General features: G+C 69.4%; 13 protein-coding genes. 3 read left to right on the forward strand and 10 right to left on the reverse strand.

Features of this window, described 5'->3' with window-relative positions:
- The first annotated feature begins 5 nt into the window (after positions 1-5).
- Complete coding sequence (locus tag G9C85_RS13405; RefSeq protein WP_166040752.1) at positions 6-833, forward strand: hypothetical protein; 828 nt, start codon at positions 6-8, stop codon at positions 831-833.
- Positions 834-959: 126 nt separating this feature from the next.
- Here G9C85_RS13405 and purH read toward each other — a convergent pair whose 3' ends face one another.
- Entirely contained in the window at positions 960-2576 is a 1617-nt protein-coding gene (gene purH / locus G9C85_RS13410) for a bifunctional phosphoribosylaminoimidazolecarboxamide formyltransferase/IMP cyclohydrolase (RefSeq protein WP_166040754.1), read from the reverse strand.
- A 167-nt stretch (positions 2577-2743) separates the two neighbouring features.
- Here purH and purB point away from each other — a divergent pair, with 167 nt between their 5' ends.
- Complete coding sequence (gene purB, locus G9C85_RS13415; RefSeq protein WP_166040756.1) at positions 2744-4123, forward strand: adenylosuccinate lyase; 1380 nt, start codon at positions 2744-2746, stop codon at positions 4121-4123.
- 28 nt (positions 4124-4151) lie between these two features.
- Here the strand turns inward: purB and G9C85_RS13420 are convergent, their stop codons facing one another.
- The 7 genes from G9C85_RS13420 to G9C85_RS13450 form a co-directional block, all read right to left on the reverse strand.
- Positions 4152-4940, reverse strand: coding sequence for an ABC transporter permease subunit (locus G9C85_RS13420; RefSeq protein WP_193570714.1), 789 nt, complete (start codon positions 4938-4940; stop codon positions 4152-4154).
- Entirely contained in the window at positions 4940-5941 is a 1002-nt protein-coding gene (locus tag G9C85_RS13425) for an ABC transporter ATP-binding protein (protein ID WP_166040759.1), read from the reverse strand. The genes G9C85_RS13420 and G9C85_RS13425 overlap by 1 nt, the downstream gene beginning before the upstream one ends.
- 107 nt (positions 5942-6048) lie before the next feature.
- Entirely contained in the window at positions 6049-6201 is a 153-nt protein-coding gene (locus tag G9C85_RS13430; protein ID WP_166040761.1) for a hypothetical protein, read from the reverse strand.
- A 10-nt stretch (positions 6202-6211) separates the two neighbouring features.
- Complete coding sequence (locus tag G9C85_RS13435; protein ID WP_166040763.1) at positions 6212-6991, reverse strand: Lrp/AsnC family transcriptional regulator; 780 nt, start codon at positions 6989-6991, stop codon at positions 6212-6214.
- A gap of 179 nt (positions 6992-7170) precedes the next feature.
- Positions 7171-9435 carry an amino acid permease gene (locus G9C85_RS13440; protein WP_166040765.1) on the reverse strand — a complete coding sequence of 755 codons (2265 nt, stop codon included), beginning with the start codon at positions 9433-9435 and terminating at the stop codon, positions 7171-7173.
- Positions 9432-9872 carry a universal stress protein gene (locus G9C85_RS13445; protein WP_166040766.1) on the reverse strand — a complete coding sequence of 147 codons (441 nt, stop codon included), beginning with the start codon at positions 9870-9872 and terminating at the stop codon, positions 9432-9434. The genes G9C85_RS13440 and G9C85_RS13445 overlap by 4 nt, the downstream gene beginning before the upstream one ends.
- A 354-nt stretch (positions 9873-10226) precedes the next feature.
- Positions 10227-10694, reverse strand: a complete 468-nt coding sequence (locus tag G9C85_RS13450) for a hypothetical protein (protein WP_166040768.1) — start codon at positions 10692-10694, stop codon at positions 10227-10229.
- Between the two features lie 120 nt (positions 10695-10814).
- Between G9C85_RS13450 and G9C85_RS13455 the strand changes: the two genes are divergently transcribed.
- The gene (locus tag G9C85_RS13455; protein WP_166040770.1) at positions 10815-12182 is read left to right on the forward strand and encodes an ATP-binding protein; all 1368 of its coding nucleotides are present in this window, start codon (positions 10815-10817) and stop codon (positions 12180-12182) included.
- Between the two features lie 21 nt (positions 12183-12203).
- Here the strand turns inward: G9C85_RS13455 and G9C85_RS13460 are convergent, their stop codons facing one another.
- Both G9C85_RS13460 and dapF read right to left on the reverse strand, forming a co-directional pair.
- Positions 12204-13361: a M20/M25/M40 family metallo-hydrolase gene (locus G9C85_RS13460; protein WP_166040772.1), complete on the reverse strand. Its 1158-nt coding sequence runs from the start codon at positions 13359-13361 to the stop codon at positions 12204-12206.
- On the reverse strand, positions 13358-14215 hold the full coding sequence (gene dapF / locus G9C85_RS13465; protein WP_166040774.1) for a diaminopimelate epimerase: 858 nt from the start codon (positions 14213-14215) through the stop codon (positions 13358-13360). Before dapF ends, G9C85_RS13460 begins: the two co-directional genes overlap by 4 nt.
- Between the last annotated feature and the right edge of the window lie 4 nt (positions 14216-14219).

Raw genomic sequence — 14219 nt, forward strand, 5'->3', positions numbered from 1 at the left:
GCGAGATGCGACGTCGATCGCTCCTCGCTTCGCTCTCCACGACCGCCGTAGCGTCCGTCGCCGGCTGTAGCGTCCTCGGCGACGAGGGCACCGTCGGCGACGGCGACGCCGTCGAACTCGACGCCGGCCGAGTGACGCTCGGCGCGCTCGGCGTCCGGTCCTCGTTCGTCGACGACACCGGCGACCGCGCCACCGTCTACGGGAGTCCAGACGCGGCGTTCGTCGTACTCGAGTGCGACTGTCGAGCGTACGACGGCGCGCTCGACGACCTCCCGTTCGCGGTCGCGTTCGACGGCGAGCGCGTCGACGGCGAGCACATCGGTGACGAGCGCGTCGGTGGCGACGGCGTCGACGGCGGAAGCGAGTACCGCTTGCAGGGCGCGGGCGACGACGTCCCGGAACTCGCGTTCCCGGTACCCGCCGGCGAACAACTGGAATCTGGCGCGCTCGTCGTCGACGCCCCCGACCGGGAGTACCGGTATCCCTTCGGGGACGCGACGCGCTCCCGGCTCTCGAACCCGCCGACGTGGCGCGTCGACGTCGACTGGCCCGACGCCGTCCCCGCCGAACGCCGGGCCCGCGCGTGGACGACTGCACGAGCGCTCGGCGACGAACCCGGCGCGCTCGACGTCCTCCTCACGCACGACGACGCACCCGGACTCTACTGGACGCACACCTACAGGGTCGACCCCGGCGGCGAGGAGACGTTCGGCCTCGCCTTCCAGTGCCTCTGTACCGACCGCGACGAACTCCCCGTGACGATCGACTGGGGACTGGACGACGTCACCAGAACAGTGCCCGTCGACGACGGAACGACGACCGGAAGCGACTGACCGCCTCCGGAACGCGTCCACCGTCGTTCGCTCGCGCGCTGCGACTCGCTGACTTTAGACACTCCTTCGCTTCGCTCAGTCGTGTCTAAAGCACCGTGACAGCTCCGCTGTCACGAGCTTCCGTCACTAATCGTGACGGAAACACCGCTGCCCGGTCATGACCATCGTCATCCCGAGTTCGTTCGCGGCCTCGATCACCTGGTCGTCGCGTTTGGAGCCGCCGGGCTGGATGACCGCTTCGATCCCGGCTTCGGCGGCCTTCTCGACGGCGTCCGGGAACGGGAAGAACGCGTCCGACCCCATCACGCCGCCCTCCGCGGTCTTGCCTTCGGCGTCGCGCTCGGCCTTCATCGCCGCGATCTCGACCGCGTCGACCCGCGAGACCTGCCCGACGCCGAGGCCGACGGTCTCGGTGTCCTTCGCGAACACGATGCCGTTGGACTTCACGTGCTTCTGGACCTTCCACGCGAACAGCATCGTCTCCAGTTCCTCCTCGGTCGGCTCGCGCTCCGTCACGACCTCCAGGTCGTCGACGGTGACCGCGGCCAGGTCGCGCTCCTGGACGAGCCGGCCGCCGACGAGCTCCTTGCTCGTGAACGTCTCCGTCACGTCGCCAATCTCGCCGACGTCCAGCACCCGCAGGTTCTTCTTCGCCGTGAGGACGTCGAGCGCGTCGTCGGTGTAGCCGGGCGCGACGACGACCTCCTTGAACGACTCCGCGATCAGTTCGGCGGTCTCGCCGTCGCACTCGCGGTTGAGGGCGACGATGCCGCCGTACGCGGACTTCGCGTCCGTCGCTAACGCGTCAGCGTACGCTTCCGCGAGCGAGTCGGCGGTCGCGCACCCGGCGGGGTTCGTGTGCTTGATGACGGCAGCGGCGGGTTCGTCGAACTCCTTGATGAGGTTCAGCGCGCCGTCCGCGTCGTTGTAGTTGTTGTAGCTCAGGGCCTTCGCGCCCTCGTTCAGCTGGTCGGCGTGCACGACGCTCGCTTCCTCGGTCGTGGCGTCCGCGTAGAGTGCGGCGTCCTGGTGGGGGTTCTCGCCGTACCGGAGGTCGGCGTGGCGGTCCTCGGTGACGACGCGACGCTCGGGGAGGGCACCCGCCTCGTCGCCAGCGACGCTGACCGCGTTCGCGTCGCGGTCGACGTCGACGCGCTCCTCCGCGAACCACTTCACTGCACGCGGGTACGCCCGGAACTCGCCCTCGTAGAGTACGCGCTCCTTCAGCGAGTCCTCGTCGTCGCCCTCGTAGACGGGAACGGGCTCCTGCGTGACGATGGGGCCGGCGTCGATCTCGGACTCGACGACGTTCCCGTCGTCGTCCGTCGCGTCGGTGACGACGTGGACCGTGCAGCCGGTGGTCTTCGCGCCGGCGTCGAGCGCGTCCCCCCAGGCGTCCATGCCGGGGAACGACGGGAGGAGGCTCGGGTGAACGTTGATCGTGGTCCCCATTGCGTCGAGGAACGCGTCGGAGAGCACGCGCATGTAGCCGTCGAGGCAGACGAGGTCGACGTCGTATTCGGCGAGCGCGTCGACGAGTCGCCGCTCGTGCTCGCGGCGGGACTCGTCGTCGCCGCGTTCGACCGCGACAGTCGGAATCCCGCGGTCCTCGGCCTTCTCGAGGACGGGCGCGTCCGCGTGGTTCGAGGCGACGACGGCGAGTTCGGCGCCGCCGGGCTGGAGGTCCTGGACGTGCATGAGGTTCCGGCCGCGGTTCGAGGCGAGCCCCGCGATGCGTGTCATGTCTGAAAGCGGGCCGGCCGGCGGGTTAGTAGTTGCGGTCGAGACCGCGGATATATCCACGAACGCGCATACTCGTGCGTTCTCTCGGTCGGAATTCTCTCGTTGTATGCATGTGCGTGTGGTGACTTTCCGACACGCTTTTCCCGCCGCCGGTGGCACTCTCGCGCATGACAGACCCCCTGCTGGCCGTCTCGCCGCTCGACGGTCGGTACGCCTCGCGAACCAGCCCGCTCGCGCCGTACGCGAGCGAATCCGCGCTCATGCGAGCCCGCGTCGAGGTCGAGGTCGAGTACCTCCTCGCGCTTGCCGACCTCGACGCCACCCCGCTCTCGATATCGGACGATCAGGCCGCGGAACTGCGTTCGTGCTACGAGGACTGGACGACCGAGGACGCGGCGGTCGTCAAACAGATCGAGGTAGACGGCTACGGCGAGTTCGCGGCGACGAACCACGACGTGAAGGCCGTCGAGTACTACGTCCGCCTGCACCTCCCCGACGGCCTCGACGCCGCGAACTGGATCCACTTCGGGCTGACGAGCGAGGACGTGAACAACCTCGCACACCGCCTGCTCGCGAAGGGAGCGGTCGAGGACGTCCTCCTCCCCGAGCTCCGCGAGATCCGGGACGCGCTCGCTGACATGGCTCGCGAGCACCGCGACGTCCCGATGCTCGCTCGCACGCACGGCCAGCCGGCGACGCCGACGACGTTCGGGAAGGAGATGGCGGTGTACGCCGCCCGCCTCGGACGCACGACCGCACGCGTCGCTGACGCCGCCGACTCGCTGTCGGGGAAGCTCGCCGGCGCGTCCGGGACGTACGCCGCGCATCACGCCGCGTACCCCGACGTCGACTGGCGCGCGTTCGCCCGCGAGTTCGTCGCCGACCTCGGCCTCGAGTTCACGCCGCTCGCGACCCAGGTCAACCCCTGTGACGACCTGGCCGCGCTGTTCGACGGACTCCGTGGCGCGAACCAGGTCCTGCTCGACCTCGACCGCGACGTCTGGCTGTACGTCAGTCAGCGCTACCTCGGCCAGGAGGCTACCGCGAGCGAGACGGGGAGTTCGACGATGCCCCACAAGGTGAACCCGATCGACTTCGAGAACAGCGAGGGCAACCTCTCGAAGGCGAACAGCGACCTCCAGTTCCTCGGCGAGTACGTCACCACGAGCCGCCTCCAGCGCGACCTCTCGGACTCGACGGTCAAACGGAACGTCGGCGCGGCGTTCGCGCACTGCCTGATCGCGTACGGGAAGACCCAGAACGGGCTCGCGAAGGTCGTCCCGAACGAACAAGTAATGCGGGAGGACCTCGAATCGACCCCCGAGATTCTCGGCGAAGCCATCCAGACCATCCTCCGGCGCGAGGGCGACACGGACGCCTACGAGCGCGTGAAGGACCTCACGCGCGGGAAGCGCGTGACGATGGACGACTTCCACGAGCTCTTCGACGACCTCGACGTCGACCAGAGCGTCCGCGAAGAACTGAAGGCGCTCACGCCGACGGGGTACGTCGGCGTGGCGAGCGCCCTCGTCGACGACGTCGAGTAGCGACAGCACGACGTCGAGTGACGGCCGATCACGCGACGTCCTTGCGCTGCCAGTACGTGCGGCTCGCGGCGAGTAGCACGAGCGTGCCCGCGAGCAGGACGCCAGCACCCGCGAAGTCCCACTCGGAGGAGACCAGTATCGCGGTCGGGTCGTAGTACCGCGACGGCGACAGCGCGCCGAGGGCAGCGACGTCGGTGCCGGCGGTGACGGAGTCGATGAGGAACAGCCCGAAGAACCCGCCGGCGGCGACGCGCTGCGCGACGCTGGCGCGGTCGAAGACGACGCTCGCGAGCAGGCCGACGGCGGCCGCCACGAGCAGGTACGGCACCGACAGTGCGTGCACCATCGCGAGGTCGGCGAGCGAGATAGATTCGTCGATGCCGAGGACGGCGAGGGCGACGACGACGGGCGTGACGACGTTCACGACGACGAGCGGGACGAGGACGCTCGCGAACTTCTCGAGGAGGACGCGCGACCGAGTCACCGGGAGCGAGAGGAGCATGTCCATGCGACCGCGGTCGACGTCGTCCGCGACGAGGCCGGCGGCGGCGTACGCGAAGTAGACGCCGAGCAGGAGCACCCAGCCGAACGCGTACAGTTCCGCGGCGAGGAACCCCTCGATGGTGCCGAGCGACTGGAGGCCGAACGCCTCGCGGAGCGCGGGCGGGAGCGTCTCGGTGTACGCGTCCAGGTCGATGCCCTCGCTGACCGACGGGAACATCCACACGTAGAGCGCGACGAGCAGCGCGAATCCGGCGGTCATCGCGAGCGCTCCCTTCACGCGTCGGCGGCCGTAGTAGCGCGCGAACTCCAGCATCAGACGTCACCTCCGGCGTCGCCACCGGCGTCCCGCGCGACCGCGGTCTCGGGTTCGTCGTCGCTCGCGACGCTGGTCGCGTCGAGCTCTCCGTCGTCGTAGAACCGCATGAACACCTGTTCGAGCGGTGCCTCCTCGACGTCGAGTTCGAGGACGTGGTACCCGTGGAAGTAGTCGACGAGCGCGTCGAACGACCCCGTGTACGTGAACGTCAGCTCGGTGATCCCGTCCCCGTTCTGGGTCGAGTCGCCCGCCACTGGGGAGACTGAGAGTTCGTGGACGCCGTCGAGCGCGACGTCCTCGCGGTCGAGGTCGGCGGCGACGCGGGCGCGGACGAACTTCCCCGAGCGCTGGAGGACGTCCGCGACCGACGCGACCTCGACGATCCGGCCGTCGCGGATGATGCCGATGCGGTCGCAGACCCGCCGGACCTCGCTGAGGACGTGCGAGGAGAGGAAGACGGTCTTCCCGGCCGCGCGCTCCCCGCGAACGAAGTCGTTGAACGTCCGCTGGACGAGCGGGTCCAATCCCGACGTCGGTTCGTCCATGATCAGGAGGTCGGGGTCGTGCATGAACGCCTGCACCAGCCCGAGCTTCTGCCGCTGGCCCGTCGAGTACCCGCGGACCTCGCGGTCGACGGGGACGTCGAACAGGTCGAGGAGTTCGTCGCGACGCGAGTCGCCCTTGAGGCTCGCGTGGAGGTCCAGGACCTCGCGGCCGGTCGCGTCCTCGTCGAACGCCGGATTCGCGGGCAGGTAGCCGACGCGACGCTTCGCCTCGACGAGCGCGTCTTCGTCGTGGACGTCCGCGCCGAGGACGGTCGCGGTGCCGCTCGTCGGCGACTGGAACCCCATCAGCGTCCGGATGGTCGTCGTCTTCCCGGCGCCGTTCGGCCCGAGGTACCCGAATATCTCGCCCGCCTCGACCGCGAGGTCGACGTCGTCGTTCGCGCGGACGTCCCCGTAGTCCTTCGTCAGGGCGGAGACGGTGATCGCAGCCATACCACACCCTACAGGGATTGCGTGCATGAAGTTACTCCCGCAGAGTCCACCCCTGCCGCTCGTTTCACTCGCGACAGTCGTGGGATCGGGCGACCGCCGTCGTTCGGTCAGTCGACCCGGTACTCGGCTATCTCGTTGGCCCCACAGTTCGGGCACGCCTCCACCGCGGTATCGACCGTCTGCCCGCAGTTCCGGCACTCGTAGAGCGCGTCGTCGTCGGGACCGAACAGGCGCTTGACGAGCGTGGCGATCGAGCTCATCGAAGGGCACTCACTGGCGTGTCGATTCGGCCGCCGGTGCTCGGAACGCGTCCAGTCCGTCGGCGTCCGTGGACGCCCGCGAGAGAACCGTGACGATGTCGTCGGCTTCGACGACGGTGTCGCCGTGCGGCGTCAGTTCGCGGTCGTCGCGCTCGATGCCGATGACGAGCGTGTCGTCGTCGAGGATCTCCGCCTGCACGGCGTCCTTCAACGACCGGCCGACGATCGGCGCGTTCGACTGCACCGTCAGCTCGACGATGTCGGCGTCGCCGGTGAGACTGATGAAGTCGTTCGGCCACCGTTCCTCCCGGTCGGTGTCCGGATTGAACGGCGCGTACGGGCTGAAGAACTCGTCTTCGACGAGGTCCTCGTCCTCGATCTCGATGCCGAGCTGCGAGATCGTTCTCGAGATGCGCTGGAGTTCCGCGGTGGTCTCGCCCACGGCGAGCACGTGCAGGTTCTCTCGCCCGGTCATCAGCGTCCGGACGTTCACGACGCCTGGAATAGAGCGTGCCTTGTGCGCGAGCGCTTCGCGTTCGGGAACCGGGACGTTGCACCGGTAGAGGTTGGTGAGCTTCCCGCCGGCGCGCTCGAAGTCGACCTGGGTCGGGTACTCGCGGATGACGCCCTGGTCTTCGAGCTTCTGGATGCGGTTCCGTACAGTGGCACCTGAGACGCTGAGGCTTTCAGCAATCGCGGCCGCAGTCGTGTTGCGTGCGTCCTGCATGAGCGCGTGCAGGATGTATCGGTCTATCTCGTCGAGCCGATGGTCCGTGCTGGTGCGTGTCATGGGGAGTTCATCGTCAGTCTTCGGTCCCGAAAACCTCGACCGGGTATATTGCGAAAATCGACTCGCATACACATAGTTTCTCCGGAAAGACGAGTTCTCTCGCGTGTCCCGGACCCAGGGTGGTCGGTTGCCGTCGGCTGCCCGCTTGGGGTCGCCCCAGCGTGCAATGCTGCCCGTCGTCACCGACGCCCGAACAGGCGATCGCGGACGGAGCGCGACGTCGGTCGCTCGGCCAACAGCACCGGCACGTCGAGTCGTTCGATAGCGTCCATCGCGAGCGACCCACGGACGACGCGGGACAGCAGCCCGCGCTCGGTCGCACCGACGATAACCATGCCGTACTCGGCGCCCACGTGGCGGATCTCCGTCTCCACGTCGCCGGAGTTCACCAGCAACTCCGCGTCGGAGAGGTCGTGGCTCGCCGCCCAGTCGGCGAGGAACTCGCGGCCAGCAGTCTCGTCGCCGGGGTCGACGACGTGGAGGAGCGAGACGTCGACGCCGACCGTCGCCTGCAGCGCCCGCGCGACCTCCGCGGAGAGGTCCGAGGACGGCCCGCCGGCCGTCGGTACGAGCACGTCGGACGGGTCGAGCGTCTCCCCGTCGAACACGAGGAAGTCGCACGGGAGGTCGTGCGTGAGTTCGTCGAGCGCTCCCTCGGCGCGACCGCCCGCGAACTGCGCGCCGCCGTACCCCATCACGACCGCGTCCGCGTCGTTCGTCCGGGCGGCGTCGAATACCTCGTCGATACCGCGATGCGAGAGGATGGTCTTCGTATCGATCGGGACGTCGAACGCCTCGGCGTCCGCCTTCGCGTCGTCGAGCAATCCCTGAGACGCGACGTCGAGTCGATCCCGGTTCGCCGCAGCGGTCTCGAGCGACGTCTGGTCGGGGACGGTGACGACGTGCGTGGCGAGCACGCGGCCACCGTCGTGCTTGGCGATCGCGGCTGCGAGCGTGACGAGCGCGCTCTCGGTGCGCGGGTTCGAGAGCGCGACCATGATCGTCGGTCCGCCGGTCCCGTTCGGTGCGACGGCGTCGGCGGCGCTCACGACCTGATCGGGGAGCGCACCCTCGCGTCGACGGACGTACTCCGAGAGCACGCCCTCCTCCTCGGTCCGCCCTCGCGCGTAGACGACGTACCAGAGGACGGCGGCGACGACGAACGCCCCGGAGAGCGCGATCTCGATCTCGTCCATGAACCCGACCAGGCCGAGTGACAGCGTCGCGCCGAGGATCGGCGTGATCGGATAGAACGGCACCGTGAAGTCGGGGTCGTACTCGGGGACGTCCGCCTCTCGGAACACGATCAGTGCCGCGTTCATGAGCGCGTACACGACGAGGTGGAGGACGCTCGCGGCCTTCGCGAGCACCTCGATCTGGCGGCCGAGCGCGGCGATGAACACGAGGATGAGGACGCCCGTGACGAGTATCGAACGGTACGGCGTGGCGAAGTTCGGGTGGATCTCGTTCAGCCAGTTCGTGACGATCTTGTCCCGCCCCATCGCGAAGTTGATGCGCGCTGACGCGAGGATGGACGCGTTCGCCGACGACGCCGTGGCGAGGAGCGCGCCGAGGGTCATCACGGTCGCGGCGGCCGCGGCCACGCCGCCAATGGGTCCGATCGACGCCGGGAACGCTATCTCGGCGGCCTGGGCGACGGGCGCGTCCTCGCTGAGTTCGGCCCACGGGACGACGCCGAGCATCGTCGAGACGAGGATGGCGTATATGACGGTGACGATGCCGACGCTCCCGAGGATGGCGATGGGGAGGTTCCGGCCGGGATTCTTCAGTTCCTCGGCGACGGTCGCGATCTTCGCGTACCCGAGGAAGGAGACGAACACGAGCGCGGTCCCTGGCAGTATCTTCTCGTAGCCGAACGGCGCGAGTCCGCCATTGGCGGTGAGCGTCGCGTAGTCGAACGACGAGAAGCCCGCGAGTGAGAACGCGGTGAGGATCGCGAGCAGCACGAACACGATGACGTTCTGGACGCCGCCGGTCTCCTTCGCGCCGACGTAGTTGACGAGGACGAACAGGAGGCCGGCGAGGAGCGCGCCGAGCTGGATGGGGTTCAGGAACGCGACCTCGGGGAGGCCGACGAAGACGGCGAGGTACTGCCCGAATCCGATGCAGTAGAACGCGGACGCGAACGCGAGCCCCATCCAGTCGCCCATCCCGGCGATCGAACCGAACATCGGCCCGAGTGCCTTGTTGATGTAGTAGTAGCCGCCGCCAGCCTTCGGCATGGCCGTTCCGAGTTCTGAGATCGAGAGCGCGTTCACCATCGCGATGACGCCGCCGACGACGAACGAGACGACGACGATGGGGCCGGCTTCGTTCGCGGCGACGCCGGGGAGGACGAAGATGCCGGCGCCGATCATCGTCCCGATGCCGATCGTCATCGCGGAGACGAGGCCGAGGTCCTTCGCGAGTTCGTCGTCGCTCATTCGCCGGCTGTGACGTCGGGGAGTGCGATCACGGGGCGGTCCGCCGTCGTGGCGAGTTTCAGCGAGCGGTCGCCGGCGAGGAACTGGACGATGCGACTCCCGCCGCGCGGACGGAACGCGATGGCGGTCGCGTCCACGTCCGCGGCGGCCTCGAAGATGGCGTCGACGACGTCCCGCGAGTACGCGGTGTGGTCGTCGGCGTCCGGGAAGACGGCCCGGACGGCGGCGTACGCACTCTCGGCGACCGTTTCCGATTGCTCCACTGGCGTCTTGTCCGGGACGCCCTCGCCCTTCTCCACGACGTGTAGCGCGGTGACGTGCCCCGGTTCGTAGGGTTCGAGCGCTGCTGCGGTCGCCGACGCGTCCGCTTCGTTGGCGACCGGCAGCAGGACGTGCGCGAGCAGGTCTCGGTCGACGTCGTCCCCGTGCTGGTTCATACTCGACGGTTCACCTCGGTTCACTTAACCGTTCCGCAAGAATGCCGGATTCCGAAACGAGAGCGTGGAAATAGTTCGATGATACAAATACACGCCCGCGATTGCGAGCTTTCGAAAGCAAACTGCGTGTGATCCACCAGATCGAACTCGATGTGGAGGGGCGCGGAGTGCGATGACTCGTCGACGTCGAACACTGCGAGGAAGCCGACGACGACCATCGGAGCACGCACGAACGCACCGCTCGTACTCTTCGACGACGAGTGACGTCGCTCTGGGACCATCGAGCGGACCGACCCAGAAGTTCTCGTCCTCCAGCGGTCGAACCGGGTCGATCCGGCGGGATCCGAGTCGCGGCTACGACGGTCCGGTCGCGAACTCGCGCCAGTGCCTGAGCCCCCAGTAGCCGAGGCCGGTCGCGATCAGGCCGGCGGCGACGAAGTACAGCAGTAGCGTCGACGTCAGCACCTCGCCCGGCGACTGCACCGCGTACACGACGCCTTCGCCGGCGAACGACACGAGTACGACGGTCGCGACGGCGACGCCGAGCGCGGTCGTGAGAATCGCGCCGCCACCGAACCCGCCGCCGTCGGCCGCACCCGGACCGGGCGCGTCCGGCCCGTACCGTTGCTCCGCCCGCAGGAGTGCGCCGACGAACGCCACCCCCATCGCGACCGCGTAGATGGGGAGTCGGTCGCCGAATCCAGCGATCTCCCCGCGGACGAGCGCCAACACGCCGACGAAGCACGCCGTCAGGAGGACGGTGCTCGCACCGACCGCGAGCATCGCGCGCGTCCGTCGACTCGACGGCACCGGGACGTCCATGGTTCGGCGTCCGGTGCACGATACAAAAGCCTTCCTGCGCGTTCGACCATCGTTTTCGAACCGAACGGCGCCTCGCGGGGCACAAGACCCATACGCGCCGCCTCGTTACGTCCTGTGAGAATGAGTGGCGTCCCCGACGAGATCGAGGTGGGTGCGGACGGCGAGACCGTCCCGTTGATGGACGTCCTCGGCGGTCGCGGGTTCGTCACGGGCAAGTCCGGTGCCGGGAAGTCGAACACGGCGAGCGTGTTCGCCGAGGAACTGCTGGACTGCGGGCTATCGCTGTGCATCGTCGATACGGACGGCGAGTACTACGGCCTGAAGGAGGAGTACGAGCTCCTGCACGCGGGTGCCGGCGAGCGATGCGACGTCCAGGTCGGCCCCGAGGACGCGGGGACGCTCGCGACGCTCGCGCTCGGGGAGAACGTCCCCGTCATCCTCGACTGCTCGGGCTACCTCGAGGAGGCGGACGCGCGGGATACCGTGACGGCGCTCGCGAAGCAGCTATTCGCGAGGGAGGCCGAGCACCGGAAGCCGTTCCTCCTGCTCGTCGAGGAGGTCCACGAGTACCTCCCGCAGGGGCGCGGACTCGACGAGGCGGGCGACGCGCTCCTCCGGATCGCCAAGCGCGGCCGGAAGCGCGGCCTCGGCCTCTGCGGGCTCTCGCAGCGCCCCGCAGCCGTGGACAAGGACTTCATCACGCAGTGCGACTGGCTCGTCTGGCACCGCCTCACGTGGAAGAACGACACCGACCTCGTCGCGGACCTCCTCGGGAAGGAGTACGCGGAGATCGTCGAAGACCTCGACGACGGCGAGGCGCTCCTGCAGGCGGACTGGAACGACGACCTCCAGCGCATCCGGTTCCGCCGGAAGCGCACGTTCGACGCGGGCGCGACGCCGGGCCTCGAGGACGTCGACCGGCCGTCGCTCCAGTCCGTCGACGAGAAGATACTCGACGCGTTCGAGGCCGGCGACGACCCGGCGTCGGACGACGTCGAGGCGCTACGGGAGGAACTCGCCGCGAAGAACGACCGCATCGCCGAACTCGAAGCTCGCATCGAGGCACTTGAGGCGGAGGCCGACGCGGCGGAGAGCGCGGACGCGAACGCGACAAGTGACGGGAGTGCGACCGCGGCCGCGAACGGCGGGCGTTCGCCCGGGTCGGCGTCGAGCGCGGACGTCGAGATCGTGGAGACGCAGACGGTCGACGAGTCGACGCGAGCGCGAGACGAGCGCGCTCGCGAGGCGAACGGCGACCCGGTCTGGGAGCTCGGCCAGATGACGGCGCACCTCGCGCGCCGCGGTGGCCGCGGCATCACGCGGTCGATGAAGTCGCTCGGGTCCACGATAGCGCCGACCGGAGCGGACGAGGAGAGTGCGGACGGCGAGGGCGCGGACGAGGAGAGTGCGGACGTCGAGGACGACGAGTCGTCCGAGGGCGGGTCGACGGACGCACTCGCGCCGATGGACGGGCGCGACGACGAGTGAGGTGGCTTCTTCAGGTGGTCTTCAGGCGTCGAGGAGCGACAGGAGCGCTCGTTCGACGACGCGCGCTGCCTCCTCGACGTCGCTCGCGCGGACGTACTCGCGCGGGGAGTGCGCGACCGCGCCGTCGTCGTCCGCGAGGACGCCCGGTCCGAAGACGACGGTGGGCGCGAGCGCGGCGAAGTACGACGCCTCCGTCGCTGCACCGAACGGTCGCGGGTCGCTCGCGCCGGCGTCGACGAGCGCGTCGACCACTGCGGCGTCCGGGTCGGTCGCCCACGCTTCGAGGAACGGTGTCTCCCTGTCGGTGAACGCGAAGTCGACGCCCACCTCGGCCGCGACGTGCTCGCGCACGTGCTCCAGGAGTGCCGCGCGGAATCCGTCGGCGGTCTCGGGCGGTACGGACCGCCGGTCGAGGACGACCGACGCCTGCGCGGGCACCTGGTTCGTCGCCGTGCCGCCGTCGACGACCGTGGGCGCGAGCGTCGCCGCACCGAGCTGGTCGTGGACGGGTGGCGCGTCCGTGCGGTCGTCGAACGTCCGGATCGCCGCGAGTGCGTCTTCGAGCGCCGCGACGGCGTTCGTGCCAGACTCGGGCTCCGCCGCGTGCGCGTTCTCGCCACCGAGCGAGAGCGTTCCCTGGAACCGGCCCTTCGCCGCCGTGCACGCGGCGAGGTCGGTCGGTTCGCCGACGACGAACGCGTCCGCGTCCGCGATCGCGGGGACCGGACCACCGTCGGGTCCGCCCGCGACGAGGTGATGCGCGCCCTCGCTCAGCGTCTCCTCGTCGGGCGTCACCGCGAGCGTCACCGCGCCCCCCGGGCCGTCTCCCCCGTTTTCAGCTTCCGCGTCGCGGGCGTGGGCGGCGAGGAACCCCGCGACCAGCGCCGCCATCGGGCCGCCGGCGTCGCACGTGCCACGGCCGCGGAGGACGTCGCCGTCGCGCTCGAACGGGACGTCCGGCGGTACCGTGTCGACGTGCGTGTTCAGGACGACGTGCGGACCAGCGTCCCGGTCGCCCGCGGTCGCGAGGACGTTCCCGGCGTCGTCGACGGTCGCGTCCACGCCGCGCTCGACGAGCGCGTCCACGAGGAAGGCCCTCGCGTCCTCTACGGACTCGTGCGTCTCGAACGCCGCGAGCGACGCCAGGAAGGAGACCGGGTCGAACTGGCTCTGGGTCACGCCTTCGGTTCCACGCGTTCGATGGACGCCGTCGCCTCGCCGTCGAACTCGTGGACGACCGGCCCCGTCAACGTCGGCGCCCCGTTCTCGGGGAACGACACGACGAGGTCGCCGCCCGGCGGCGACACGCGCACGACGTCGTCGTCGATGCGCTCGTGGACGCGCGCCGCCGCGGCGATCGCGACCGCGCCCGTCCCACAGGACGCCGTCTCGCCCTCGACGCCGCGCTCGTACGTCCGCTGGTCGAACCCGCCGTCGTCGCGCCGGGACGCAAACGTGACGTTCGCGCCCTCGGGAAACGCCTCGTGGCTCCGGATGGGTGGCGCGACCTCGTCGATGTCGACGTCGGCGACGTCCTCGACGAAGCCGACCGCGTGCGGCACGCCCGTGTTCACGCCCGTGACCGCGTAGCCCTCGAGGTCCTCGGCGAGCATCGGTTCGTCGTACGCCTCCGAGAGCGGGACGACCTCCGGCTCGAAGCGCGGTTCGCCCATCTCGATACTCACTTCGTCGCCGTCGCGGCGCGCGTGCCGCGTCCCGGCCTGCGTGTCGATCATGACCTCGTCCGCGCCCGTGCGCTCCATCGCCCACTCCGCGGCGACGCGCGCGCCGTTCCCGCACATCGCGGCCGTCGAGCCGTCGGGCTGGACGAGCGTCATCACGACCCGCGGCGGGTCGAAGCGGGCCTCGAGCGCGAGGAACAGCACGCCGTCGGCGCCGACACCGTCTGTACGATCGCAGTGCCGGGTCGCGAACGCCGCCCGGTCGGGGACGTACTCGTCCGCGTCCACGACGACGAAGTCGTTGCCGGTGCCGTTGTACTTCCGGTAGTCGACGGTGCCGTGTCCGGTCATGGTT

This window comes from Halorubellus sp. JP-L1 (assembly GCF_011440375.1).
Classification (GTDB): domain Archaea; phylum Halobacteriota; class Halobacteria; order Halobacteriales; family Natrialbaceae; genus Halorubellus.